Source organism: Kitasatospora sp. NPDC059973 (assembly GCF_042737525.1).
In the GTDB taxonomy this organism is placed as follows: domain Bacteria; phylum Actinomycetota; class Actinomycetes; order Streptomycetales; family Streptomycetaceae; genus Kitasatospora.
On the sequence record NZ_JBHWUI010000004.1, the window covers coordinates 79906 to 103490 of the forward strand.

Below are 23585 nucleotides of genomic sequence, written 5' to 3' on the forward strand. Positions count from 1 at the left end.
GACTGAGCCACCCGCAGCCGTCGCCAGGGCGAGGCTGACCGAGGCTCTCCGCCCCACTCGCTGAAAGCGCTCCGGAATGACCTCTGCCCCCCTTCTCACGAAGCCCTCGCTTCTCCGGCGCCGTTCGGCCGCGCGCGCGGGCCAGTCGCCTGACGGTCGCGCCAAGCGCCCCCGGCTGTACGCGCTCGACGGGATGCGTCTCTTCGCGGCCCTGAGCGTGCTCTCCTTCCACTGGACCGCCTACGTCGGCATCTCCGGGGTGTGGCAGGGCGTCACTCCGAAGGACGTACTGCCGACGGTGAACCGGATGGCGGCCTACGGCTGGCTCGGGGTGGAGCTGTTCTTCGTCATCAGCGGCTTCGTGATCTGCATGAGCTGCTGGGGGAAGCGGCCGGGGGAGTTCTTCGTCTCCCGGGTGGTCCGGCTGTACCCCGGCTACTGGGCGGGCATAGCGCTCACCAGCCTGGTGGTGCTGAACCTCAAGCAGTTCGCCCGCTCGGGGGCCGGTGACGGGCTCAACGCCGGCACCATCCTCGGCAACCTGACCATGCTTCAGACCCCGCTCGGGATGCGGCACGTCGACGGCGTCTACTGGACGCTCTGGGTGGAGATGCGGTTCTACCTGCTCTTCGCGATCGTCGTGGCGACGGGCCTCACCTACCGCAAGGTGGTGGCGTTCTGCGGGATCTGGACGATCCTCGCGGTGCTCGCGCCGCAGGCGGACCTCCCGCTGCTGACCACCCTCGCCATGCCGAACGAGTCGCCGTTCTTCATCGCCGGCGTCGGCATGTTCCTGATGTACCGCTTCGGTCAGAACCTGCTGCTCTGGGGGATCGTCGGATTCTCCTGGATCCTCGCGCTGACCCGCCTGACCTCCATCCAGGAGGTGTACGTCAACGTTCTCGGCCACCCCCTTTCGTGGAACGTCATGGCCGGTGTGGTGACGGCCGCGTTCGCCCTGGTGCTGGGTGCCGCGCTGGGCGTGTTCGACTGGGTGCAGTGGAAGTGGCTGACGGTCGCCGGTGCGCTGACCTACCCGCTCTACCTGATCCACCAGGAGATCGGCTGGACGCTGATCCACTGGCTGCTCACCAAGGACTTCGGTGTCCGGGCGGCCCTGGGGACGACCCTGCTCGCGGTGATGGTGGCGGCCTGGCTGATCCACCGGTTGGTCGAGCGGCCGGTGTCGAAGATGATGAAGAACGCGTTGGACCGTTCGATGGCGACCCTGCGCCGGGCCTCGGACGAACCCGCTCCGGTGAAGCACTGACAATGCAGGGGGACGCGTGAATTCGGCGTCCCAAGAATCATTCATGCAATCGCAAAATCCTGCTGCTAGCCTGGCCGCCATCACGGGGTGGACCCAGGCCGCGCACCCCTCCTTCGCAACCATCAGCTCGGTCGTCCGGGCCACCCGGCCGCACTCCGGGATCGATCGATCGTTCTCAAAGACATAAGGGACAGGCGACAACTGATGTACAACGCAGCAGTATCGGCAGAGCAGGCCGTCCCGCCGGCGCCGCTGTTGTCGGTCGTGATGCCGATCTACAACGAGCAGGAGGCCCTGCCGTTGACGGTCCAGCGCCTGCGCCCGATCCTGGACGAGCTGGGGATCGACTACGAGGTCGTCGGTATCGACGACGGCAGCACCGACGCCACCCCGGCGATCATGCAGAAGATCCACCAGGACTGGCCGGAGTTCCGGATCGTCCGCTTCGCGCGCAACTCCGGTCACCAGGCGGCGCTGACCGCGGGCATCCACCGCGCCTACGGCGACTACGTGGTGTCCATCGACGCCGACCTGCAGGACCCGCCGGAGAAGATCCCCGAGATGCTCGCGCTCGCCCGCGAGAAGAACCTCGACATCGTCTACGGCGTGCGCGGCGACCGCGGCACCGACACCTTCTTCAAGCGGCGTACGGCCGGCGCCTACTACTGGCTGATGCGCAAGCTGGTCGGCAAGAACATGCCGAACCAGGCCGGTGACTTCCGCCTGCTCAGCCGCGCCGCGGTGGACGCGCTCAAGGCGATGCCCGAGCACCAGCCGGTCTACCGCCTGCTGGTCCCGTGGCTGGGCTTCCCCAGCGGCGAGGTCGTCTACGTCCGCGAGGAGCGGGTCGCGGGCAGCACGCACTACCCGCTGTCCAAGATGGTCCGTCTCGCCATCGACAGCATCACCAACTTCTCCGCCAGCCCGCTGCGGCTCGCCACCTGGCTCGGCCTGCTGAGCTTCGTGCTCTGCTTCTGCCTGGGGATCTACACCACGGTCGAGTACGCGCTCGGCAAGACCGTGCCCGGCTGGTCCTCGCTGTTCGTCGGCATGCTCTTCCTCGGCGCCGTCCAGCTGGTCTGCATCGGTCTGCTGGGCGAGTACGTCGGCCGGATCTACTCGGCGGCGCAGGCCCGCCCGGCCTACTTCGTCGGGTACGACTCGGCCGAGGACCGCGCGAAGGCGGCGAAGGTCTCCGAGTACGCGGTGTGACCCCCTGGTCCGTCCCGCGGCGCCGGCCGCCGCGGGACGGACCGGCCGCCGACCGCCAGGAAGCCGACGCACAGCCCGCAGGAGAAGAAGAGCGATGGGCACTACCGACAGCACCGCGCCCGCCCTGGGCACGCCGACCCCGCCCGCGGGGCGGACCGGCAGTTCCGCGCCGGACGCCGGCGGTGCCCCGCTGAGCCCGCGCGACCGGGTGGTGGCGTTCCTGCCCGCGGTCGCGGCCTACCTCTTCCTGGTCGTCCTGCTGCTGGCCGCCGACACCTCGGTCAGTGACATCGCGCGGTACACCTTCTACGTGTTGTGGGGCGTCATGCTCCCGGGCACGCTGGTCTTCCGCCTGCTGCGGCGCCGTCCGCACACGCTGGTCGAGGACCTGGCCTTCGGCGCCGTGGTCGGCCTGGTGCTGGAGCTGGCCGCCTGGGCCGTCCTGGTCGGGCTCGGCCTGCAATCGGTGGCCACGGCCTGGCCGCTGGCGGTGGTGATCCCGTTCGCCGCCGTGCCGGGGCTGCGGCGGCACTGGCGGCCGCGCGGCTACCGCCGCACCTCGCCGGGCTGGTCCTGGTCGGTCGCCGGCACCGTCGCGTTCACCAGCGCCTACATGTACGGGGCGGTGCTCAGCCGGAACCCGGTCGTGCCGGACAGCGAGACCACCCGGCAGTACATCGACCTGCCCTATCTGCTGTCGCTGGCCGGGAACGCCAAGCACAACTTCCCGCTGACCTTCCCGCAGGCCGCCGGGGAGCCGCTGCACTACCACTGGTTCACCTTCGTCCACATGGCGATGACGGACCTGGTCGGGCACATCGACCTGACCGTGGTCCAGATGCGCCTGATGGTCCCGGCGCTCGCCGCCCTGGCCATGGTGATCACCGCCGTGGTGGCGCACCGGCTGACCGGGCGGCCGTGGGCCGGCCCGGTCGCCGCCCTGCTGATCTTCGCGGTCGGCGAGTTCAACGCGATCTACCCCAACAACGTCGGCCACTGGACCTTCGGGGCTCCGGCGGTACCGCTGATGTCCTGGGCGAGCCTCTCGCTGACGTACAGCCAGCCGCTGCTGATGGCCCTGATCGGGGTGGTCGGTGACGCCCTGCGCGGGCGCGGCGGCGAGGCGCGCGCCGAGGAGGACGGGCCCGCCCGGATCCCGGCGCTCGGCCGGGGCGCGTTCGTCCTCACCGCGCTGTTCGCGGTGGCCTCCAGCGCGGCGAAGGCGAGCTCCCTGCCGGTGACGCTGGCCGCGCTGGCCTTCGCCGGTCTGATGGTGCTGATCGGCACGCGGCGCGTCCCGTGGACCATCGTCGGCCTCGGCGCGGTCATCGCCGGCGCCCAGGTGTTCGCCACCGCGGTGCTGTTCCGCTTCGAGAGCTACGGCCTCGAAGTGGTGCCCTTCGGCAACATCGAGAAGTACTGGGCCGATCCGCAGCAGACCCGGACGGCGGTGACCCAGAGCGTGGTCGTCGCCGCCACGCTGATCGCGTTCCTGCTCAACCACCAGCTGCGGATGGTCGGCATGATCCCGCTCCTGTGGCGCCGCCGGCTCCGCCTGGAGCAGACCCAGTGGTTCCTGCTCGGCGGGGCCATCGCCGGCCCGGCCGTCTACCTGGTGGTCAACGGCTTCAACGCCAGCTACTTCACCCTCGCCGGCCTCTCCTTCGGCGTGCTGCTCTCGGCCTGGGGCTACTGCGAGGTCTTCGAGCGGGCCGCGCTGCCCACCCGGGGCAAGTTCGCGCTCGGCGCCGGCACGGTGGCGTTCGTCCTCCTGCTCACCCTCGGCATCTACCACTACGCGGACGACTGGGCGGCCTTCGCGCTCAAGGCGGTCGGCGACGCCGACGGCACCGAGTCCTACACGGCGCTGGTGCCGGCGCTGGCCGCGGCGGTGGCGCTGGCCGGGGCCGCGGCGGTCTGCGGCCTGCTCTGGTGGGCGGCCGGCCGGGCGCTGCCGGCGCTGCGCGGCCGCGGCGCCGTGGTGCTGCTCACCGCGGCGCTGGCGGCCGGCGCCCCCTCGCTGCTGCTCGACGTCCAGCAGTCCCGGCAGGTCCCGTGGGACGGCGCGTGGCCGCTCCCGGCCAGTCAGGTGGAGGCCGCGCGCTGGGTCCGCGCGCACAGCGACCCGACCGACGTCCTGGTGACCAACGGCCACTGCCGGTCGGAGAGCGACTACACCGTCCCCGGGGAGAACTGCTGGAACTCCCTGTCCTTCTACCTGAGCGCCTACTCCGAGCGCTCGGTGCTGGTGGAGGGCTGGGCCTACTCGCCGCGGCTGATGTCGGCGAAGTCCGCGTCCTTCTGGGACCAGGAGCTGCTCAAGCTCAACGAGGACTCCGTCTACCGGCCGACGGCCGCTATCCTCGACCGGCTGAGCGAGCGGCACCACGTCCGCTACGTGGTGGTGAACCGCAAGGTGGCGCCGGAGTCGCCGGACCTGAAGACCCTCGCCAAGCCGGTCTTCGACAACGGCCGGATGGCCGTGTACGAGATTTCCTGAACCGCCGAACCGATCGCATGGGTGCTCACATGGTTTCCACCGACCAGCCGACCGAAGCGGCCGAGGTGCCGCCGGCCGGCCAGGGCCCGCGGCCCTCCGACACCGGGACGGCCAAGCGCCAGGTCCCGTCCTTCCTGGTGATCGGGGTCCTGAGCACCCTCTTCTACCTGCTCCTCTACGTGGTGGCCCGGCGCTTCGTCGACCCCCAGGCGGCCAACCTCATCGCGCTCGCGGTCAGCGCGGTCGCCAACACCGCGGCCAACCGCCGGTTCACCTTCGGGATCACCGGCAGTGAGGGCGCGCTGCGTCACCAGCTCCAGGGCGCGGTGGCCTTCCTGATCGGCCTGGGGCTGAGCTCCGGGGCGCTGGCGCTGCTCGACCTGGCCGCGCCGAATGCCTCGAAGGCGGTCGAGGTGGCCGGGCTGATCGCCGCGAACGGTCTGGCGACGGTGGTCCGGTTCCTGCTGATGAAGATCTGGGTCTTCAGGGAGAAGTGACCCCGGGCGGCTTCGGCGGCGGCTGGGACGGCGTCCGGGGCTGCCGCGGCGGTGCCGGGGGCCGGGGCCCGCGCCCGGCGGCCCGCCGCCGCTGCCCCGGGGTCCAGGACCGCAGCCGCAGCGCGGGCGCCTCGACGAGGTGCCACGAGAGCGCCGCCAGCAGACCGGTCACGGCCAGCGCGCCGGCCAGGAAGCCGAGCGGACCGAAGCGGGCCGCGCCGGTCAGTGCCAGCGCCTGCTCGACCGGGAAGCCGAACACGTACACGCCGTACGAGTAGTCGCCGCGCACGCCGATCGCCCGCCAGCGGCGGGGGAGCGCCGACGCGGCCCAGAACAGCAGATAGACCAGCGCGGGGACGCCGAGCACCGCGAAGCCGCCCCAGCGGGCCGAGCCGGTCAGGACGAGCGCGGCGGTCAGCGCCAGGGCGTCGTGGAGCGGGATCCGCTCGGCGTAGAGCCGCAGCACGCCGCCGAGCAGGAAGGCCAGGCCGAGGGTGGCGGCGAGGTGGAAGGTGACCAGTCCCAGCAGCGGGAGCGCCACCCCGGGCCCGCCCGCCGGGGGCACCTCGGCCGGGAGGTCCACCGCGCCGCTCGCGACCAGAAGCCAGAGCGCGAGCGCCGCCGAGGCGACGGACGCCCGCCGGCGCAGTAGCCCCAGGGCGGCCAGCAGCCCGGCCGCCAGGTAGCAGAGCAGCTCGTACTTGAGCGACCAGAGGGCGCCGTTGAGGCTCCGGTCGAAGTTGGTCCCGCTGCGGACGCCCTCGGCGATCACGCCCGAGACGTCCCAGCCGGTGGTGGGCGCGGCACTGCCGAGGCTGGTCAGATAGCTCAGCGGACCGTCCGGGCGGGTCCAGAAGCCGCCCAGGGTGCCGTGCTGCCACCAGTACAGGGCGGGCATCAGGACGGCGGCCGAGAACAGCAGCGAGCCGCCGAGGCCGGGCCCGATGCGCAGGGCCCGGTGCCAGAGGTAGCGGCCGGGCGGGAGCCGCCGGGCGCTCTCGGTGATCACGAATCCGGAGAGTGCGAAGAACCCGAGGACGGCGGCCTTGCCGAGGTCGGTCTGCCGGCCGCTCCAGAGCCAGAGCGGATCGGGGTGTCCCCAGCCGAGCGGGAAGACGTGCGAGACGACGACGGTGGCGGCCAGCAGGAGGCGGAGCGCGCCGAGCCCGTTCGCCCGGTCGTCGAGGAGCCGCGCGAGGGTGCCGCGCGGGCGGAGCACTGCTGGTCGGCTGATGGCTCCCCCCGGCGGATCGGCCGGGCGGCGCCCGCGGTCGTCGCGGACGCCGCCCCGTTGTGGCGTGCGGTGCTCGTCGGACGAGGGCCGGGGCCCTACGCCTGCGGAGCGGCGATCTGGGCCTCCCAGAGGTCGCGGACGGCCTCGCGCAGGGTGCGCCGGGGCTCCCAGCCGAGCCGCTCGCGGGCGACGGTGATGTCGAGCTGCTGCCACTCCGTCTCCGGGCCGGTGCCGTCCGGCGCGGGGACCTCGGTGATCTCGGTGGGCACCCCGCTCTCCTCGATCAGCAGCTCGACCAGCAGCCGGGCGGAGGACGCGGCGCCGGTGCCGATGTTGACCACCGGCGGCACGTCCGGGTGGACGGCGGCGAGCAGCACGGCGTCCAGGGTGTCGCCGAGGTCGACGAAGTCGCGCTGGGCGGTGAGCGGCTGCAGCGAGAGCCGCGCGGTCTCGCCGGCCCGGCGGGCGGCGTCCAGCTTGGCGGCCATCACCCCGAGCAGGCTGTGACCGGGCTGGCCGGCGCCGACCACGTTGCCGAGCCGCAGCGACACCGCGTCCAGCCGGCCGGCCTCGACGGCGCGGACGACGGCCTCGGTGGCGGTGAGCTTGAGCTTGCCGTACTCCATCACCGGCGCGGCGGGGTCGCTCTCGCGCTGGCTGGTGCCGACCGGCGCCATGCCGTACTCGTGCACGGTGCCAAGGTGGACCAGGCGGGCGGGGGAGGCCATCGCGCAGACGGCCTCGATCAGCCGGTCCACCAGGACCACGTTGGCCTGGTACATCTGCTCGTCGTTCAGGCCCCACATGCCGCCGGCCGCGTTGACCACGGTGTCGATCCGCTCGCGGTCGAGCAGCGCGGTGAGGTCGGCGGCGGCGTCGGAGGAGATGTCGAAGGCGACGAACCGGCCGGGCGCCGGCACGGCCGGGGCCTTGCGGGCGAGGCTGACGACCTCGGCGCCCTGCTCCAGCAGGCGGGCGCCGACCACGCGGCCGATGAAGCCGGTGCCGCCGAGGACGGCGACCCGGGAGGGGGCCGGGTGCGGTGCGGTCATGTGCGGTGACTCCCTGGGACGGTGATGGGCCCGGGACGGTGGACGGCCCGGGACGGTGGCGGCTGGGTCAGCGGGGGCGGGCGGCGGTGCTGGTGGCGTTGCGCAGCAGGGCCTTCGCCCCGTCCCACTGGCCGGCGCGCATCGCGCCGGGCACCAGGGTGAGGGCGTGGATCCGGGCCGAGAGGTGCATCCGGGAGGCCTTGGCGGCCCGCGGCCAGCCGTGCGCGTCCAGGCGGTCGGCGGCGTCCAGGAAGTACCGGCGGGCCTCGGTGAACCGGGTGCCGCTGTAGGCGGACTTCGAGGAGATGCTGACGGTGTGCCGGCGGTACTGGAACGCCCGGACGTCGTCGACGACCATGTGCTCGCCGGCCTGGAGCAGGTCGATGACGAGCGCGAGGTCCTGGATGATCTCCAGGTTGTCGCGGAAACCGGTGGTCCGCACGGCCTCGGTGCGCCAGCAGATCGACGGGAAGTACAGCCAGTTGCCCTTGAGCAGGCTGACCGCGAGCTCCTCGCCGCCCCGCAGGGTGCGGCCCTGCTGCTTGGGCGCGTAGATCCGGCGCTTGGCCTCGTCGGCCAGCGAGCTGGTCGGCTTCCCGTCGCCGTCGATCACCTGGACGCCCGGCTGGATCATCGCGACGCCGGGGTACTGGGCCAGGATCGAGCGGATGGTGGCGACGTAGTTGGGCAGCATGATGTCGTCGGTGCCCATGAACATCATGTACTCGTACTCGGCCATGCCCAGGCACTTGCGGTAGTTGCCGGTGACGCCGAGGTTCCGCTCGTTCCGGAAGTACCGCACCCGCGGGTCGCCGAGTTCGGCGAACCACTCCGGGACGCCGGGCTCCCGGCCGTCGTCGACGACGGTCAGCCGCCAGTCGGGATCGCTCTGCGCCAGCACGCTGCGGACCGCGGCCTGCATCAGCGCGACGTCGCCGTAGTACGGAAGCAGGATTTCCAGAGTGGTCATGGTGGAGGGCACATCCGCTGGTCTGAGTCGGGGCCGGGTACGGGGCGAGGACCCCGCGGCGGGCCCATCATACTGAGCCGGTCGGCGGCTCCCGCCGGGGCGGACGACGATGCCCGGGCCCGCGCCGGAGGGCGGCGGGCCCGGGCATCGGGCGGTTCAGCGGGTGCGCAGGCTCTCGGTGAAGGCGAGGCACTTCTCGTAGTCCGGCAGCAGGCCGGTGGCGAGCGCCTCGGCCAGCGAGGGCGCGGCGTCGTCCCGGGCGGACAGCTGCGGGGCGTCGGTGGGCCACTCGATCCCGAGGTCCGGGTCCAGCGGGTGCACCGCGTGCTCACCGGTCGGGTTGTAGGTCTCGGAGCAGACGTAGGACAGCGTGGCGTCGTCGGTCAGCGCGCAGAAACCGTGGCCGAGGCCCTCGGGGATGTAGACCGACTTGCGCTCGGCGTCGTCCAGCCGGACGAACTCCCAGCGGCCGAAGGCGGGGGAGCCCACCCGCAGGTCCACGATCACGTCGAGCACGGCGCCGCGCACGCAGCTGACGTACTTGGCCTGGCCGGGCGGGACGTCGGCGAAGTGGATGCCGCGCACGACGTCCTTGGCGGACACCGACAGGTTGCCCTGGGCGAACTTCAGCGGGTGGCCGACCACCTCTTCGAGCCGGTCGAAGCGGTACCACTCCATGAACAGGCCGCGCGGGTCGCCGTGCTGCTGCGGGGTGACCTCGAAGGCGCCGGGGATCGAGAGCTCACGGAACTTCACCGGGCCGCCTCCTCTTCGAGCAGGGCGATCAGGTAGTCGCCGTAGCCGCTCTTGCACAGCGGCTCGGCCAGCTCGCGCAGCTGCGCGTCGTCGATCAGGCCGGCCCGCCAGGCCGCCTCCTCGATGCAGCCGATCTTGAAGCCCTGGCGCTCCTCGATGACCCGGACGAACTCGGAGGCCTGCACCATCGACACGAACGTGCCGGTGTCGAGCCAGGCGGTACCGCGGTCGAGGATGGTGACGTGCAGCTCACCGGTCTTGAGGTACTCCTCGTTGACCGCGGTGATCTCCAGCTCGCCGCGCGCGCTCGGGCGCAGGCCGGCCGCGATCTTGACCACGCGGTTGTCGTAGAAGTACAGGCCGGGCACCGCGTAGCGGGACTTGGGCTGGGTGGGCTTCTCCTCGATGGAGATGACCTGGCCGTTGTCGTCGAACTCCACCACGCCGTACGCGGTCGGGTCGGCGACCGGGTAGGCGAACACCATGCCGCCCTGCGGCGCGGTGCGCTGCGCGAGCCGGGTGCCGAGGCCGCTGCCGTGGAAGATGTTGTCGCCGAGGATCAGCGCGACGGGCTCGTCACCGATGAAGTCGGCGCCGAGCACGAAGGCCTGGGCGATGCCCTCCGGCTTCTCCTGGACGGCGTACTCCAGCTTGAGGCCGAACTGGGAGCCGTCGCCGAGCAGCCGCTGGAACTGCTCCTGGTCCTGCGGGGTGGTAATGATCAGGATCTCGCTGATGCCCGCCATGACCAGGGTCGACAGCGGGTAGTAGATCATCGGCTTGTCGAAGACGGGGAGGAGCTGCTTCGAGACTGCTCGGGTCAGCGGCCACAGTCGTGACCCGGTGCCGCCCGCCAAGAGGATTCCACGCATGCGCGCAGCTTATGTGAGGTTCGGAGCCCGCCGCTGACCCGGGGCGAGGGCCCCGGGGCACACCGGTAGACTGCCCGCACTATGCGCATCCTCGTCACCGGCGGCGCCGGCTTCATCGGTTCAGAGTTCGTCCGCCAGCTGCTCGGCGCCGACGCAACGGATCAGATCACCGTCTTCGACAAGCTCACCTACTCGGGCGTCGAGGCCAACCTGGCGCCCGTCGCCGGTCACAGCGGCTACTCCTTCGTGCGTGGCGACATCTGTGACGCGGAGGCCGTCGACCAGGTCATGCCCGGCCACGACGTGGTCGTCCACTTCGCGGCCGAGTCGCACGTGGACCGCTCCATCGAGGGCGCCGGCCCGTTCGTGGTCACCAACGTCCTGGGCACCCAGGTGCTGCTGGACTCGGCCAAGAAGCACGGCGTCGGCCGCTTCGTCCACGTCTCCACCGACGAGGTCTACGGCTCCATCTCCGAGGGCTCGTGGACCGAGGAGTGGCCGCTGGCGCCCAACTCCCCGTACTCGGCCTCGAAGGCCGGCTCGGACCTGCTGGCGCTCGCCTACCACCGCACCCACGGCATGGACGTGGTGGTCACCCGCTGCTCCAACAACTACGGGCACTACCAGTTCCCGGAGAAGGTCATCCCGCTGTTCACCACCAACCTGCTGGACGGCAGGAAGGTGCCGCTCTACGGCACCGGCGGCAACATCCGGGACTGGCTGCACGTCTCCGACCACTGCCGCGGCATCGAGCTGGCCATGCGCAAGGGCCGCTCCGGCGAGGTCTACAACATCGGCGGCGGCACCGAGATCACCAACAAGGAGCTCACCGAGCTGCTGCTCCAGGCGGCCGGCGCCGACTGGTCGATGGTCGAGCCGGTCGCCGACCGCAAGGGCCACGACCTGCGCTACTCGCTGGACATCACCAAGATCAGCGAAGAGCTCGGCTACGCCCCGCAGGTCCGCTTCGAGGACGGCCTCGCCGCCACCATCGCCTGGTACCGCGAGAACCGCGCCTGGTGGGAGCCGCTGAAGGCCAAGGCCACCCTGCGATGACGAACCCGGTGGCCAAGCTGCTGGGGGCGCTGCCCCCCGGTGTGCGGCTCGTCGCGGGGGGCACCGTGGTCCTCGGTGTCTCCTCGTACATCTTCCTGGCCCTGGCCGGGCACAGCTTGGACACCACCCAGGTCGCCGGCGTCTCGATGCTCTGGACCGTGGTCATGTCCGTCGGGTACGGGCTGTTCTCGCCGGTCGAGCTGGAGCTGACCCGCCTGGTGGCCGCCCGTGACGTGGCCGGACAGGGCCCCGGACCGGCGATCCGGCGGGTCCTGCTGGTCACCGCCGGGGTCCTGGTGGCGGTGCTGGCCGTGATCGCGGCCGCCGCCCGGCCGATCGCGGACCGCTTCTTCTCCGGCGACCTCGGCCTGGTGGCCGGCCTGGGCGGCGCCCTGGTCGGCCTGGCCGTGAGCTCGGTGGCCCGCGGGGCACTGGCCGGCCTGGGCAACTTCGGCGCGTACGGCATGCAGCTCGCCGTCGACGGCGGGCTGCGGATCGGGCTCGCCGCGCTGATCCCGGTGTTCGGCGCGCACTCGGCGTTCGCGTTCGCGCTGATCCTGGTCGCCGCACCGCTCGCCGCCTCGGCGATCGGGATGCGTTCGGTCCTCGCGGACCGGCGCGGCGGCCCGGCCCCGGTCTGGCGCGACGTCGTCACCGGGCTCGGCCTGCTGACCGGTTCGACGCTGCTGGCCCAGCTGATGGTCAACGCGGCCGTGGTCAGCGTCGGCGTGCTCTCGCCGTCCTCCAAGGCGCTGATCGCCGCCCTGCTGAACGCCGTGGTGCTGGCCCGGGTGCCGCTCTTCGCCTACGCGGCGATCCAGGCCTCTCTGGTCTCCTCGCTCTCCGGCGCCGCCGCGGCCGGCAACCACGGGGAGTTCCGCAAGGTCCTGCTGCGCACCGGCGGCATCGTGGTGCTGATGAGCGCCGCCGCCGGCCTGCCGACGGTGGTCCTCGGCCCCTGGGCGATCCGGCTCTTCTTCAAGGCGCAGGACGTGCTGGGCTCGGTGGACTTCCTCTGGCTGGCCCTCGGCACGCTCTGCTACATGCTGGCGACCGTCTTCGGCCAGGCCCTGCTCGCGCTCGGGCGCCACCAGCGCCAGCTGTTCTCCTGGCTGGCCGGTTCTGTGGTGCTGGTGGCCGTCACCCTGGTGCCCGGCGACATCGCGACGAGGGTCGAACTCGCCTACCTGGCTGGTGCGTCGGTCAGCGCTGCTGCCATGCTGTGGGCGCTGGCCCGCTCGCTGTCCGCCCCGGCCCGGCCCGTGGCGGAACACCGGGCGCCCCTGGCGGCACACCAGTCGTCGGAGGTATGACGCCCGTTCGCCGGGCCCACAGCCGGCGGCGGCGGGACGTTCACGCCGCGCCTTTAATATGTGATTACCCTTGGCCACGCCACTGCCGCTGAAAGGCGCCTCCAGTCGTGCATCTCACCGTCATCACTTCGATCACCGGCGTGCTGGTGCTCGTCTACATCCTGGAGTTGCTGCGCCGACAGCAGCTCCGGGAGAAGTACGCGGCTATCTGGCTCGCGATCGGCGTCGTCGTGGCGCCGCTCGGGTTCTTCCCGACGATCCTCGACTCGACCGCCCGCCGGCTCGGCATCGCCTCCGGCGTGAGCCTCGTGCTCTTCGCGGGCTTCGTCCTGGTCCTGATGGTCTCGCTGCACCTGAGCTGGGAGGCCTCCCGGCTGGAGGCGGAGACCCGGACCCTGGCCGAGGACGTCGCCATGATGCGGGCCCACCTGGCCGAGCACCACGGGTACCCGATCGCACGCAGCAGCAACGACGCCGGCAAGGCGACGGACTCCGGGGTGACGGCATGATCGACGGCAAGCGGGTTCTGATCATCCTCCCCGCCTGGAACGAGGCGGAGGGTCTGCCCAAGATCCTCCACGAGATCCAGCAGAAGCTCCCCGGCGTGGACACCCTGGTGGTCGACGACGGCTCCGTGGACAACACCGCCGCCGTGGCCGCCGCGGCCGGCTCCCGGGTCGCGCAGCTGCCGTACAACCTCGGTGTCGGCGGCGCCATGCGGTTCGGCTACCGCTACGCGCACCTGCACGGCTACGACGTCGCCATCCAGTGCGACGCCGACGGCCAGCACGACCCCGCGTACGTGCCGGCGCTGCTGGAGAAGCTCCAGGAGGCCGACCTGGTCATCGGCGCCCGGTTCGCCGGCCAGGGCAGCTACAAGGTGCGCGGCCCGCGCAGCTGGGCGATGAAGCTGCTCTCGGTGGTGCTGTCGAGGGTCACCCGGACCCGCCTCACCGACACCACCTCGGGCTTCAAGGCCTGCAACAAGCCGATGATCGAGTTCTTCTCGCAGTGGTACCCGGTCGAGTACCTGGGCGACACCATCGAGAGCATGGTCGGCGCCGCCCGCTGCGGCTTCGTCATCAGGCAGGTCCCGGTGGCGATGCGCGAGCGGACCACCGGCACGCCCAGCGCCTCCCCGATCAAGGCGACGATCTACCTGGCCCGCGCCGGCCTGGTGCTCCTGCTCGCGATGATCCGCCGGATGCCCAAGCACCTGAAGACCATCGAGCCCGCCACCCGCACGGCGGCGGCGAACCGGCGAGAGCTGGTCGGCAAGGCCTAGCGGTACCGCGATCGACACGACTCCGGCGGTCGGCCCCACGGGCCGGCCGCCGGTGGTCGTCGGGGCACCTCCGCCGCGTGCCGCTAGGCTGAGCGCTGCGCGGAGTGTGCTATGGGTGCCGGGTCCACCGCAGCGCTGAGGTCCCGGCACGGGCCGCGGGCCGGGGCGCCCGGGCACGGGCCCTCCGCGAGTTGTTAGCGTGACCTCCACCATCGAACGGGCCGGGCGGCCTGCCGGATCCACCTCAGAGCCGGGCTACCAGGGGAAGAGTCGGAGTTCAGTGCAGACTTCAGCAGAGACCGTCGACGAGCAGCTGGACGGTGTCCAGGGGACGAGACGGGTCGGCGCCTCGCGGTCGGCGGGTCTGGCGGCCCGGGCGGTGCGGCGGTTCGAGGAGGCCCGCGGGCGGCGCTGGTTCTGGCCGGCCGCGCTGGTGGCCGGGTACGCCGCGGAGGTGCTCTTCCGGCTCGTCCTCGTCCGGCACATGAGCTACCCCTCCGTCCACGCGGACGAGGACGGGTACCTGGTGCTGGCCCGCGTGCTGGCCGGCCGGCCGACCACCGAGATGCCGGTCGGCGTGGTGATCCCGGGCGGCTACCCGCTGCTGATCTCCCCGGCGTTCCGGATCGCCGACGACCCGGTCATGGCCTACCACCTGATCATGGGGATCAACGCGCTGCTGAACGCGCTGGTCTTCCCGCTGGCCTACCTGGCGCTGCGCCGGCTCGGTCTGCGCCGGCTGCTGGCGTACGTCTTCGCCGGGGCCACCGCGCTGCTGCCGCCGGTGATCTTCTACTCCGAGTTCGTCATGTCGGACACCGTGCTGCCGGTGCTGATCCTGGCCTGGCTGCTCTGCATGCACGGCTGGCTGAGCGAGGGCCCGGTCAAGCACCGCTACTGGTACGCGGCCGGCACCGGCGCGGCCGCCGCGTACACGATGGCCACGCACGACCGCGGCGGTGTCGTGGTGGCGCTCACCGGAGTGGTCCTCGTCGGCGTCCTGGTGCTGCGCTGGGCCCCGTGGCGCACCACGCTGGTCGGCCTGGGCGCGCTCGCCGTCGGTTCGGTCGGCGCCAAGGCGCTGTCCTGGTGGCTCGACCGCCAGTTCACCGTCGAGCCGAGCAAGGTCGGCAGCTACCTGATCGACGGCCTGAAGAACCCCGACATCCTGCAGCGCACGCTGACCAGGACCACCGGGCAGATCTGGTACTTCATCGTCTCCACCTGGGGGATCGGCGGCCTGGCGGTCGTGGTCTGCCTGGTCGCGCTGTTCAGCGGCCGCTTCCCGCGCCCGCACCGGATCGTCGGCGGCGTGATGGTGGCCCTGCTGGTCGGCACCGCGCTCGCCTCGGCCGCCGCCCTGCCGGACGACGCCCGCATCGACAACTGGGTCTACGCCCGCTACGTGGCCTACCTCGTCCCGGTGGCCTTCGTGGCCGGGGTCGCGGTGCTCGCCCGGTTCAGCCTGCGCAACGTCGTCCTGACGGTGGCGGGCTCGGTGGTGCTCACCCTCGTCCTCGCCAAGCTGGTGATCTGGTCCGCCGGCAAGCTGCTCCACACCCAGGTCTTCATCGGCTGGGGCATGCCGGACGTGACCTTCCTGGCCGCCGACTGGTCCAGGCTGAACATGATGCGCTCGACCGCCGCGGCGTTCATCATCCTCGGCGCCGTCGCCCTGATGCTGGTGGCCGGCGGCCGCCGGGTGCTCTGGGCGGTCGGCCTCTCGCTCGCGCTGTTCGCCGGGTTCGCCACCGCGACCATCACCGAGCAGGTCGCCTACCCGCACTCGGACTGGCGCAAGCCGCTCGCGACGGGCTTCACCAAGGCCGCCGGGATCAAGCCCAAGGACAACCTGGTGCTCGCCTGGGACCTCGACGGCAGCCTGCGGATGGCCCAGGCCTTCGAGGTCTACGACGGCCGGGTCTGGTACCTGGACCCGCGCTGGCAGCCCGTCCCGGCCGCGGCGACCGCGATCGTCACCCCGCTCGCCGAGGAGGGGAAGGCGCCGGAGTCCTACTGGAAGGAACATCCGGACGAGTGGTACGTGGAGCGGACCAACAAGCAGCAGGGCTGGATGATCTGGCGCAAGCGCTGAGCGACCGGACGCGCCTATTGACCGGGCGGACCGGGTGACCGGACGCGCCGGTTGACCGGGACGGACCCCATCGGGGCCGGCGGGGGAGATCCCCGCCGGCCCCGATTGGCTTTGTCGCTGCTCCATGTGGCAGTATGTCCAAGTTGCTCGGTTGAGTGCCGATGCTACGCGCCTCCCGCCGGGAGGACTGGAAGCGAGTCCCATGTACTCGTCGTTCCCGTGATGGCCGTTCATGTGTTCACGAGAAGTATGTGGACGCAGTGGTGTGAAGGCGACACCGCGGCAGCTGCGGGGCGGACGTACGGGAATCTTCCGGGAAGCGTGGGCGGGGCCTCGATCCGGCGCCTGGTGGATGCAAGACCTCACCGATCCGTAGGAAATCCGCAGAGGGAAACCTCTTCGCGGACTTTTTGCAAGCGACAGGGCGACACGCCCGACCGCGTGGGTCGGAGGAAACCATCCACAGGCACCACCGGACACAGTCCACCTGGATGAATCCGGCCGTAGAAGCAGCAGACGACACAAAGGACTACTGAGTAGCCATGGCGGGACAGAAGATCCGCATCCGGCTCAAGGCCTACGACCACGAGGTGATTGACTCCTCGGCGAAGAAGATCGTCGAGACCGTCATTCGCACTGGTGCGCAGGTCGCGGGCCCGGTGCCGCTGCCCACTGAGAAGAACGTGTACTGCGTCATCCGCTCGCCGCACAAGTACAAGGACTCGCGCGAGCACTTCGAGATGCGCACTCACAAGCGTCTGATCGACATCCTCGACCCCACGCCGAAGACGGTTGACTCGCTGATGCGTCTCGACCTGCCGGCTGGTGTCGACATCGAGATCAAGCTCTGAGAGGCACACCGAAGATGGCTAAGCAGATTAAGGGCATCCTGGGCGAGAAGCTCGGCATGACCCAGGTCTGGGACGAGAACAACCGGATCGTTCCGGTGACCGTCGTCAAGGCTGGGCCCAATGTCGTGACCCAGGTCCACACCGCCGACAGCCCGGCCGGCTACGACGCCGTCCAGATCGGCTTCGGCGAGATCGACCCCCGCAAGGTGAACAAGCCCCTCGCGGGTCACTTCGCCAAGGCCGGTGTCACCCCGCGCCGGCACCTGGTCGAGCTGCGTACCACGGACGCGTCCGAGTACACGCTGGGCCAGGAGATCACCGCCGAGCTGTTCGAGGCGGGTGTCAAGGTCGACGTGACCGGCACCTCCAAGGGCAAGGGCTTCGCCGGTGTCATGAAGCGCCACAACTTCCGGGGCCTCGGCGCCGGTCACGGTGTGCAGCGCAAGCACCGCTCGCCCGGCTCGATCGGTGGCTGCGCCACCCCGGGTCGTGTGTTCAAGGGCGTACGGATGGCCGGCCGGATGGGCCACGAGCGCGTGACCACCCAGAACCTGACCATCCATGCCGTTGACGCGGAGAAGGGGCTGCTCCTGATCAAGGGCGCAATCCCGGGCCCGAACGGCGGCCTCGTCCTCGTCCGCACCGCGGCGAAGGGGCTGTGAGGATATGAGCACCATTGACATCCTGTCGCCCTCGGGCGACAAGACCGGCAGCCTTGAGCTGCCGGCCGAGATCTTCGACGCGAAGGTCAGCGTTCCGCTGATGCACCAGGTCGTCGTGGCGCAGCTCGCTGCGGCCCGTCAGGGCACCCACAAGACCAAGACGCGTGGCGAGGTCCGCGGTGGCGGCAAGAAGCCGTACCGCCAGAAGGGCACCGGCCGCGCCCGTCAGGGCTCGACCCGCGCGCCGCAGTTCGCCGGCGGTGGCGTCGTGCACGGTCCCGTGCCGCGCGACTACTCGCAGCGGACCCCGAAGAAGATGATCGCCGCCGCCCTGCGCGGTGCGCTCACCGACCGGGCCCGCCACAACCGCATCCACGTCATCACCGACGTGACCGCGACCGAGGCGCCGTCGACCAAGGCCGCCAAGAGCCTGTTCGGCAAGATCACCGAGCGCAAGAACGTCCTTCTGGTCGTCGAGCGCGCGGACGAGCTGGGCCTCAAGTCCGCTCGTAACCTGCCGCACGTGCACATCCTGGACGCCGGCCAGCTGAACACCTACGACGTGCTCGTCTCCGACGATGTGGTCTTCACCCAGGCCGCCTTCGAGCGTTTCGTGGCGGGTCCCGCCGCGTCCGCCAAGGCCGTGGCTGCTGAGGGCGAGCTCGAAGGGAGCGCCGCCTGATGGCTGCAGAGATCACGAGCAAGACGTTCACGGACCCCCGTGACGTCCTGGTGAAGCCGGTCATCTCGGAGAAGAGCTACTCGCTCCTCGACGAGAACAAGTACACGTTCGTCGTGTCGCCCGGTGCCAACAAGACCCAGATCAAGCAGGCCGTCGAGACGGTCTTCTCGGTCAAGGTCGAGTCCGTCAACACGCTCAACCGTCAGGGCAAGCGCAAGCGCTCCAAGACGGGCTTTGGCAAGCGCAAGGACACCAAGCGCGCCATCGTGACGCTGGCTGAGGGCAACCGCATCGACATCTTCGGTGGTCCGGTCTCCTAACGGAGATCGTGATCGTCGATAAGGACGAGGACGAGAGAGCCAAATGGGCATCCGCAAGTACAAGCCGACTACGCCGGGCCGTCGTGGCTCCAGCGTGGCCGACTTCGTAGAGATCACGCGGTCCACGCCGGAGAAGTCGCTGGTTCGCCCCCTGCACAGCAAGGGCGGCCGTAACAACGCCGGTCGGATCACCGTTCGCCACCAGGGTGGCGGTCACAAGCGCGCCTACCGCGTGATCGACTTCCGTCGTCACGACAAGGACGGCGTGCCGGCCAAGGTCGCGCACATCGAGTACGACCCGAACCGCACCGCGCGCATCGCGCTCCTGCACTACGCGGACGGCGAGAAGCGCTACATCATCGCGCCGCGCGGCATCGCGCAGGGCGACCGGGTCGAGAACGGCCCTGGCGCCGACATCAAGCCCGGCAACAACCTGCCGCTTCGCAACATCCCGGTCGGTACCACCATCCACGCGGTGGAGCTGCGTCCCGGCGGCGGTGCCAAGATGGCCCGCTCCGCCGGTGCCGGCATCCAGCTGCTGGCGCGTGAGGGCAAGATGGCGCACCTGCGCATGCCCTCCGGTGAGATCCGCCTGGTCGACGCGCGCTGCCGCGCGACCGTCGGCGAGGTCGGCAACGCCGAGCAGTCGAACATCAACTGGGGCAAGGCCGGCCGTATGCGCTGGAAGGGCGTTCGCCCGACCGTGCGTGGTGTGGCCATGAACCCGATCGACCACCCGCACGGTGGTGGTGAGGGTAAGACCTCCGGTGGTCGCCACCCGGTCTCGCCGTGGGGCCAGAAGGAGGGTCGTACCCGTCGCCCGAAGAAGGCGTCGGACGCTCTCATCGTGCGCCGCCGCAAGACCAACAAGAAGCGCTAGGAGCAGGTCAGATGCCGCGCAGTCTCAAGAAGGGCCCCTTCATTGACGGCCACCTTCTCAAGAAGGTGGACGCTCAGAACGAGGCGGGTACCCAGAACGTCATCAAGACCTGGTCCCGTCGCTCCGTGATCTTCCCGGCCATGCTCGGCCACACGATCGCGGTGCACGATGGCCGCAAGCACGTCCCGGTGTTCGTCACCGAGTCGATGGTCGGCCACAAGCTCGGCGAGTTCGCGCCGACGCGTACCTTCCGCGGTCACGTCAAGGACGACCGCAAGTCGAAGCGTCGCTAGTCGCCAGCGAGATTACCGACTCAATGACTTACACCAGCAAGGGGACAACCATGGAAGCCAGGGCCCAGGCGCGGTACATCCGCGTCACGCCCATGAAGGCCCGCCGCGTGGTGGACCTCATCCGTGGCCTGAACGCCACGGAGGCCCAGGCGGTCCTGCGTTTCGCTCCGCAGGCCGCTACCGTGCCGGTCAGCAAGGTGCTCAACAGCGCCATTGCCAACGCCGCGCACAACTACAACCACTCCAACGTGGACGACCTCGTCATCAGCGAGGCGTACGTTGACGAGGGCCCGACCCTGAAGCGGTTCCGTCCGCGTGCCCAGGGCCGTGCCTACCGGATCCGCAAGCGGACCAGCCACATCACCGTGGTCGTCAGCAGCAAGGAAGGGACCCGGTAATGGGCCAGAAGGTTAACCCGCACGGGTTCCGCCTCGGCATCAGCACGGACTTCAAGTCCCGCTGGTACGCCGACAAGCTGTACAAGGACTACGTCAAGGAAGACGTCGCCATTCGTCGCATGATGACGAAGGGCATGGAGCGCGCCGGCATCTCGAAGGTTGAGATCGAGCGCACCCGCGACCGCGTCCGCGTCGACATCCACACCGCGCGCCCCGGCATCGTCATCGGTCGCCGTGGCACCGAGGCCGACCGCATCCGCGGCGACCTGGAGAAGCTGACCGGCAAGCAGGTCCAGCTGAACATCCTCGAGGTCAAGAACCCCGAGCTGGACGCCCAGCTCGTGGCTCAGGGCGTCGCGGAGCAGCTGTCCTCCCGCGTCTCCTTCCGCCGTGCCATGCGCAAGTCGATGCAGGGCACCATGAAGTCCGGCGCCAAGGGCATCAAGGTCCAGTGCTCCGGTCGTCTCGGCGGCGCCGAGATGAGCCGTTCGGAGTTCTACCGCGAGGGCCGTGTGCCGCTGCACACCCTGCGCGCGAACGTCGACTACGGCTTCTTCGAGGCCAAGACGACCTTCGGCCGTATCGGTGTGAAGGTCTGGATCTACAAGGGCGACGTCAAGAACATCGCCGAGGTCCGCGCTGAGAACGCCGCTGCCCGCTCGGGCAACCGTCCGGCCCGTCCCGAGGGTGGTCGTCCCGCCCGCGGTGGCGAGCGCCGTGGTGGCGAGCGCGGTGGCCGTGGCCGTCGTCCCGCCGGCACCGAGGCTCAGGCCCCGGTCGCCGCCGAGACCCCGGCTGCCGAGAACACCGGAACGGAGGCCTGACCCAAATGCTGATCCCCCGTCGGGTCAAGCACCGCAAGCAGCACCACCCGAAGCGCCGCGGCGCCTCCAAGGGTGGCACCGAGCTCGCCTTCGGCGAGTACGGCATCCAGGCCGTTACCCCGGCCTACGTGACGAACCGGCAGATCGAGTCCGCTCGTATCGCCGTCACCCGTCACATCAAGCGTGGCGGCAAGGTCTGGATCAACATCTACCCGGACCGTCCGCTCACCAAGAAGCCGGCCGAGACCCGCATGGGTTCCGGTAAGGGTTCGCCCGAGTGGTGGATCGCGAACGTGCACCCGGGTCGGGTCATGTTCGAGCTGTCGTACCCCAACGAGAAGGTGGCTCGTGAGGCGCTGACCCGCGCAGCTCACAAGCTCCCGATGAAGTGCCGGATCATCCGGCGCGAGGCAGGTGAGAGCTGATGTCGGCCGGCACCAAGGCTGCTGACCTCCGCGAGCTGGACAACGAGGGTCTCGTTGCCAAGCTCCGTGAGGCCAAGGAGGAGCTGTTCAACCTCCGCTTCCAGGCGGCGACCGGGCAGCTCGACAACCACGGACGGCTCAAGCTCGTCCGTAAGGACATCGCGCGGATCTACACCCTGATGCGCGAGCGCGAGCTGGGCATCGAGACGGTGGAGAACGCCTGATGACTGAGAACACCAACGAGACGCGCGGTTTCCGCAAGACCCGTGAGGGCCTCGTCGTCAGCGACAAGATGGACAAGACCGTCGTCGTCGCCGTCGAGGACCGCGTCAAGCACGCTCTGTACGGCAAGGTCATCCGCCGTACGAACAAGCTGAAGGCGCACGACGAGGCGAACGCCTGCGGCATCGGCGACCGGGTCCTCCTCGCGGAGACCCGCCCGCTGTCCGCGACGAAGCGCTGGCGCGTCGTCGAGATCCTCGAGAAGGCCAAGTAACGAAGTCGATGTGGTACGGCCGTATGTGCAACGGGTCCCTCGCGGGCGCCGGTGTGAGCAGCGGCCGGCCCGTCAGCTCTCGTTGACGATCAGGAGAAAGCTGTGATCCAGCAGGAGTCGCGACTGCGTGTCGCCGACAACACGGGCGCGAAGGAAATCCTTTGCATCCGCGTTCTCGGTGGTTCCGGTCGCCGCTACGCCGGTATCGGGGACGTCATCGTCGCGACCGTCAAGGACGCGATCCCCGGCGGTTCGGTCAAGAAGGGTGACGTCGTCAAGTGCGTCGTCGTCCGCACCGTGAAGTCGCGCCGCCGTCCCGACGGTTCGTACATCCGGTTCGACGAGAACGCCGCCGTGGTTCTCAAGAACACCGATGGTGACCCCCGCGGTACCCGCATCTTCGGCCCGGTGGGCCGCGAGCTGCGCGACAAGAAGTTCATGAAGATCATCTCGCTGGCGCCGGAGGTGCTCTAACCCATGGCGAACAGCATGAAGATCAAGAAGGGTGACCTGGTCCAGGTCATCACCGGCAAGGACCGCGGCAAGCAGGGCAAGGTCATCCAGGCCATGCCCGCCGAGAACAAGGTCCTGGTCGAGGGTGTCAACCGGGTCAAGAAGCACACCAAGCCGGGCCCGGGTACTCAGGGTGGCATTGTCACCGTCGAGGCCCCGGTGCACGTCTCCAACGTCCAGCTGGTCGTGGAGAAGGACGGCAAGAAGGTCGTCACCCGCGTTGGCTACCGCTTCGACGACGAGGGCAACAAGATCCGCGTTGCCAAGCGAACCGGTGAGGACATCTGATGTCTGAGACGTCTGTTGAGAAGGTGACCCCCCGTCTCAAGGAGCGTTACAACTCCGAGATCAAGGGTCAGCTGCAGGAGCAGTTCTCGTACGAGAACGTCATGCTGACGCCCGGCCTGGTCAAGGTCGTCGTCAACATGGGTGTCGGCGAGGCCGCCCGTGACAGCAAGCTGATCGAGGGCGCGATCCGCGACCTGACCGCGATCACCGGTCAGAAGCCGGCCGTGACCAAGGCTCGTAAGTCCATCGCGCAGTTCAAGCTGCGCGAGGGCCAGCCGATCGGCACCCACGTCACCCTCCGTGGTGACCGCATGTGGGAGTTCCTGGACCGTCTGGTGTCGCTGGCTCTGCCGCGTATCCGTGACTTCCGCGGTCTCTCCCCCAAGCAGTTCGACGGCCGTGGCAACTACACCTTCGGTCTGACCGAGCAGGTTATGTTCCACGAGATCGACCAGGACAAGGTCGACCGTCAGCGCGGTATGGACATCACCGTCGTGACCACCGCTCAGACCGACGACGAGGGCCGGGCGCTCCTGCGCGCTCTGGGCTTCCCGTTCAAGGAGGCGTGAGCCAATGGCGAAGAAGTCCCTCATCGCAAAGGCCGAGCGGAAGCCGAAGTTCGGCGTCCGGGCCTACACCCGGTGCCAGCGCTGCGGTCGCCCGCACTCGGTGTACCGCAAGTTCGGCCTCTGCCGTGTGTGCCTCCGTGAGATGGCGCACCGCGGCGAGCTGCCGGGCGTGACCAAGAGCTCCTGGTAGTCCTCTTCCCTTAGAGGGCAACCGCTCTAGTCGCATCACGCGAAGCAGGGTGCCCGATCCCACATCGCCCGTTTTTGGGCTC

At 70.0% G+C, this 23585-nt stretch carries 29 protein-coding genes; 24 read left to right on the top strand and 5 right to left on the bottom strand.

Translation table 11 applies throughout. The features are described from left to right. Positions 1 to 76 precede the first annotated feature (76 nt). The 4 genes from ACFWA9_RS02050 (at position 77) to ACFWA9_RS02065 (ending at position 5479) form a co-directional block, all read left to right on the top strand. Positions 77 to 1270 carry an acyltransferase family protein gene (locus ACFWA9_RS02050; protein WP_380382382.1) on the top strand — a complete coding sequence of 398 codons (1194 nt, stop codon included), beginning with the start codon at positions 77 to 79 and terminating at the stop codon, positions 1268 to 1270. Positions 1271 to 1474: 204 nt separating this feature from the next. After that, positions 1475 to 2482, top strand: a complete 1008-nt coding sequence (locus tag ACFWA9_RS02055) for a glycosyltransferase family 2 protein (protein ID WP_329488142.1) — start codon at positions 1475 to 1477, stop codon at positions 2480 to 2482. Positions 2483 to 2576: 94 nt separating this feature from the next. Next, complete coding sequence (locus ACFWA9_RS02060; RefSeq protein WP_380382384.1) at positions 2577 to 4982, top strand: hypothetical protein; 2406 nt, start codon at positions 2577 to 2579, stop codon at positions 4980 to 4982. A 29-nt stretch (positions 4983 to 5011) separates the two neighbouring features. Next, complete coding sequence (locus ACFWA9_RS02065) at positions 5012 to 5479, top strand: GtrA family protein (RefSeq protein ID WP_329488140.1); 468 nt, start codon at positions 5012 to 5014, stop codon at positions 5477 to 5479. Here the strand turns inward: ACFWA9_RS02065 and ACFWA9_RS02070 are convergent. From ACFWA9_RS02070 to rfbA, 5 genes are all read right to left on the bottom strand, one after another. Next, on the bottom strand, positions 5466 to 6698 hold the full coding sequence (locus ACFWA9_RS02070; protein ID WP_352286357.1) for an acyltransferase family protein: 1233 nt from the start codon (positions 6696 to 6698) through the stop codon (positions 5466 to 5468). The genes ACFWA9_RS02065 and ACFWA9_RS02070 overlap by 14 nt on opposite strands. 110 nt (positions 6699 to 6808) lie before the next feature. Continuing rightward, on the bottom strand, positions 6809 to 7765 hold the full coding sequence (locus ACFWA9_RS02075) for an NAD-dependent epimerase/dehydratase family protein (RefSeq protein ID WP_380382387.1): 957 nt from the start codon (positions 7763 to 7765) through the stop codon (positions 6809 to 6811). Between the two features lie 67 nt (positions 7766 to 7832). Beyond that, positions 7833 to 8735 carry a glycosyltransferase family 2 protein gene (locus tag ACFWA9_RS02080; protein ID WP_380382389.1) on the bottom strand — a complete coding sequence of 301 codons (903 nt, stop codon included), beginning with the start codon at positions 8733 to 8735 and terminating at the stop codon, positions 7833 to 7835. 156 nt (positions 8736 to 8891) lie between these two features. Continuing rightward, on the bottom strand, positions 8892 to 9491 hold the full coding sequence (gene rfbC / locus ACFWA9_RS02085; RefSeq protein WP_352286363.1) for a dTDP-4-dehydrorhamnose 3,5-epimerase: 600 nt from the start codon (positions 9489 to 9491) through the stop codon (positions 8892 to 8894). Next, positions 9488 to 10363 (bottom strand): glucose-1-phosphate thymidylyltransferase RfbA, encoded by an 876-nt coding sequence (gene rfbA / locus ACFWA9_RS02090; protein WP_329488133.1) that lies wholly within the window; start codon positions 10361 to 10363, stop codon positions 9488 to 9490. Before rfbA ends, rfbC begins: the two co-directional genes overlap by 4 nt. Positions 10364 to 10444: 81 nt before the next feature. On the opposite strand from rfbA, the gene rfbB reads away from it, so the two are divergent. The 20 genes from rfbB (at position 10445) to ACFWA9_RS02190 (ending at position 23503) form a co-directional block, all read left to right on the top strand. Beyond that, positions 10445 to 11419: a dTDP-glucose 4,6-dehydratase gene (rfbB, locus tag ACFWA9_RS02095; protein ID WP_329488132.1), complete on the top strand. Its 975-nt coding sequence runs from the start codon at positions 10445 to 10447 to the stop codon at positions 11417 to 11419. Continuing rightward, positions 11416 to 12732 carry a lipopolysaccharide biosynthesis protein gene (locus tag ACFWA9_RS02100; protein WP_380382391.1) on the top strand — a complete coding sequence of 439 codons (1317 nt, stop codon included), beginning with the start codon at positions 11416 to 11418 and terminating at the stop codon, positions 12730 to 12732. Before rfbB ends, ACFWA9_RS02100 begins: the two co-directional genes overlap by 4 nt. A gap of 107 nt (positions 12733 to 12839) precedes the next feature. Further along, a complete protein-coding gene (locus tag ACFWA9_RS02105; RefSeq protein ID WP_329488130.1) occupies positions 12840 to 13241 on the top strand; it encodes a DUF2304 domain-containing protein in 402 nt (133 codons plus the stop codon). Then, entirely contained in the window at positions 13238 to 14017 is a 780-nt protein-coding gene (locus ACFWA9_RS02110) for a glycosyltransferase family 2 protein (protein WP_329488129.1), read from the top strand. The genes ACFWA9_RS02105 and ACFWA9_RS02110 overlap by 4 nt, the downstream gene beginning before the upstream one ends. 280 nt (positions 14018 to 14297) lie before the next feature. After that, on the top strand, positions 14298 to 16112 hold the full coding sequence (locus tag ACFWA9_RS02115) for a phospholipid carrier-dependent glycosyltransferase (protein WP_380382393.1): 1815 nt from the start codon (positions 14298 to 14300) through the stop codon (positions 16110 to 16112). A gap of 542 nt (positions 16113 to 16654) precedes the next feature. Next, positions 16655 to 16963: a 30S ribosomal protein S10 gene (rpsJ, locus tag ACFWA9_RS02120; protein ID WP_012785157.1), complete on the top strand. Its 309-nt coding sequence runs from the start codon at positions 16655 to 16657 to the stop codon at positions 16961 to 16963. Positions 16964 to 16977: 14 nt separating this feature from the next. Beyond that, a complete protein-coding gene (rplC, locus tag ACFWA9_RS02125; RefSeq protein ID WP_327677876.1) occupies positions 16978 to 17625 on the top strand; it encodes a 50S ribosomal protein L3 in 648 nt (215 codons plus the stop codon). Positions 17626 to 17629: 4 nt separating this feature from the next. Further along, positions 17630 to 18307: a 50S ribosomal protein L4 gene (rplD, locus tag ACFWA9_RS02130; RefSeq protein ID WP_329488126.1), complete on the top strand. Its 678-nt coding sequence runs from the start codon at positions 17630 to 17632 to the stop codon at positions 18305 to 18307. Beyond that, a complete protein-coding gene (gene rplW, locus ACFWA9_RS02135; RefSeq protein ID WP_380382396.1) occupies positions 18307 to 18627 on the top strand; it encodes a 50S ribosomal protein L23 in 321 nt (106 codons plus the stop codon). The genes rplD and rplW overlap by 1 nt, the downstream gene beginning before the upstream one ends. 43 nt (positions 18628 to 18670) lie before the next feature. Continuing rightward, a complete protein-coding gene (gene rplB / locus ACFWA9_RS02140; RefSeq protein ID WP_327677872.1) occupies positions 18671 to 19507 on the top strand; it encodes a 50S ribosomal protein L2 in 837 nt (278 codons plus the stop codon). An 11-nt stretch (positions 19508 to 19518) separates the two neighbouring features. Beyond that, complete coding sequence (gene rpsS / locus ACFWA9_RS02145; protein ID WP_030055821.1) at positions 19519 to 19800, top strand: 30S ribosomal protein S19; 282 nt, start codon at positions 19519 to 19521, stop codon at positions 19798 to 19800. A 50-nt stretch (positions 19801 to 19850) separates the two neighbouring features. Further along, a complete protein-coding gene (gene rplV / locus ACFWA9_RS02150) occupies positions 19851 to 20198 on the top strand; it encodes a 50S ribosomal protein L22 (protein ID WP_329488124.1) in 348 nt (115 codons plus the stop codon). Continuing rightward, positions 20198 to 21022, top strand: coding sequence for a 30S ribosomal protein S3 (gene rpsC / locus ACFWA9_RS02155; protein ID WP_327677868.1), 825 nt, complete (start codon positions 20198 to 20200; stop codon positions 21020 to 21022). The genes rplV and rpsC overlap by 1 nt, the downstream gene beginning before the upstream one ends. Before the next feature lie 5 nt (positions 21023 to 21027). Continuing rightward, positions 21028 to 21447, top strand: coding sequence for a 50S ribosomal protein L16 (gene rplP / locus ACFWA9_RS02160; protein WP_030393299.1), 420 nt, complete (start codon positions 21028 to 21030; stop codon positions 21445 to 21447). Next, positions 21447 to 21671 (top strand): 50S ribosomal protein L29, encoded by a 225-nt coding sequence (gene rpmC / locus ACFWA9_RS02165; RefSeq protein ID WP_063348970.1) that lies wholly within the window; start codon positions 21447 to 21449, stop codon positions 21669 to 21671. The genes rplP and rpmC overlap by 1 nt, the downstream gene beginning before the upstream one ends. Next, positions 21671 to 21943, top strand: coding sequence for a 30S ribosomal protein S17 (gene rpsQ, locus ACFWA9_RS02170; protein ID WP_030055826.1), 273 nt, complete (start codon positions 21671 to 21673; stop codon positions 21941 to 21943). Before rpmC ends, rpsQ begins: the two co-directional genes overlap by 1 nt. 102 nt (positions 21944 to 22045) lie before the next feature. Continuing rightward, the gene (gene rplN / locus ACFWA9_RS02175) at positions 22046 to 22417 is read left to right on the top strand and encodes a 50S ribosomal protein L14 (protein WP_030393301.1); all 372 of its coding nucleotides are present in this window, start codon (positions 22046 to 22048) and stop codon (positions 22415 to 22417) included. A 15-nt stretch (positions 22418 to 22432) separates the two neighbouring features. Further along, positions 22433 to 22744 (top strand): 50S ribosomal protein L24, encoded by a 312-nt coding sequence (gene rplX, locus ACFWA9_RS02180; protein ID WP_030055828.1) that lies wholly within the window; start codon positions 22433 to 22435, stop codon positions 22742 to 22744. Further along, positions 22744 to 23313 carry a 50S ribosomal protein L5 gene (rplE, locus tag ACFWA9_RS02185; protein WP_030300393.1) on the top strand — a complete coding sequence of 190 codons (570 nt, stop codon included), beginning with the start codon at positions 22744 to 22746 and terminating at the stop codon, positions 23311 to 23313. The genes rplX and rplE overlap by 1 nt, the downstream gene beginning before the upstream one ends. A 4-nt stretch (positions 23314 to 23317) precedes the next feature. Beyond that, positions 23318 to 23503 carry a type Z 30S ribosomal protein S14 gene (locus tag ACFWA9_RS02190; RefSeq protein ID WP_030393303.1) on the top strand — a complete coding sequence of 62 codons (186 nt, stop codon included), beginning with the start codon at positions 23318 to 23320 and terminating at the stop codon, positions 23501 to 23503. The last annotated feature ends 82 nt before the right edge of the window (positions 23504 to 23585 follow it).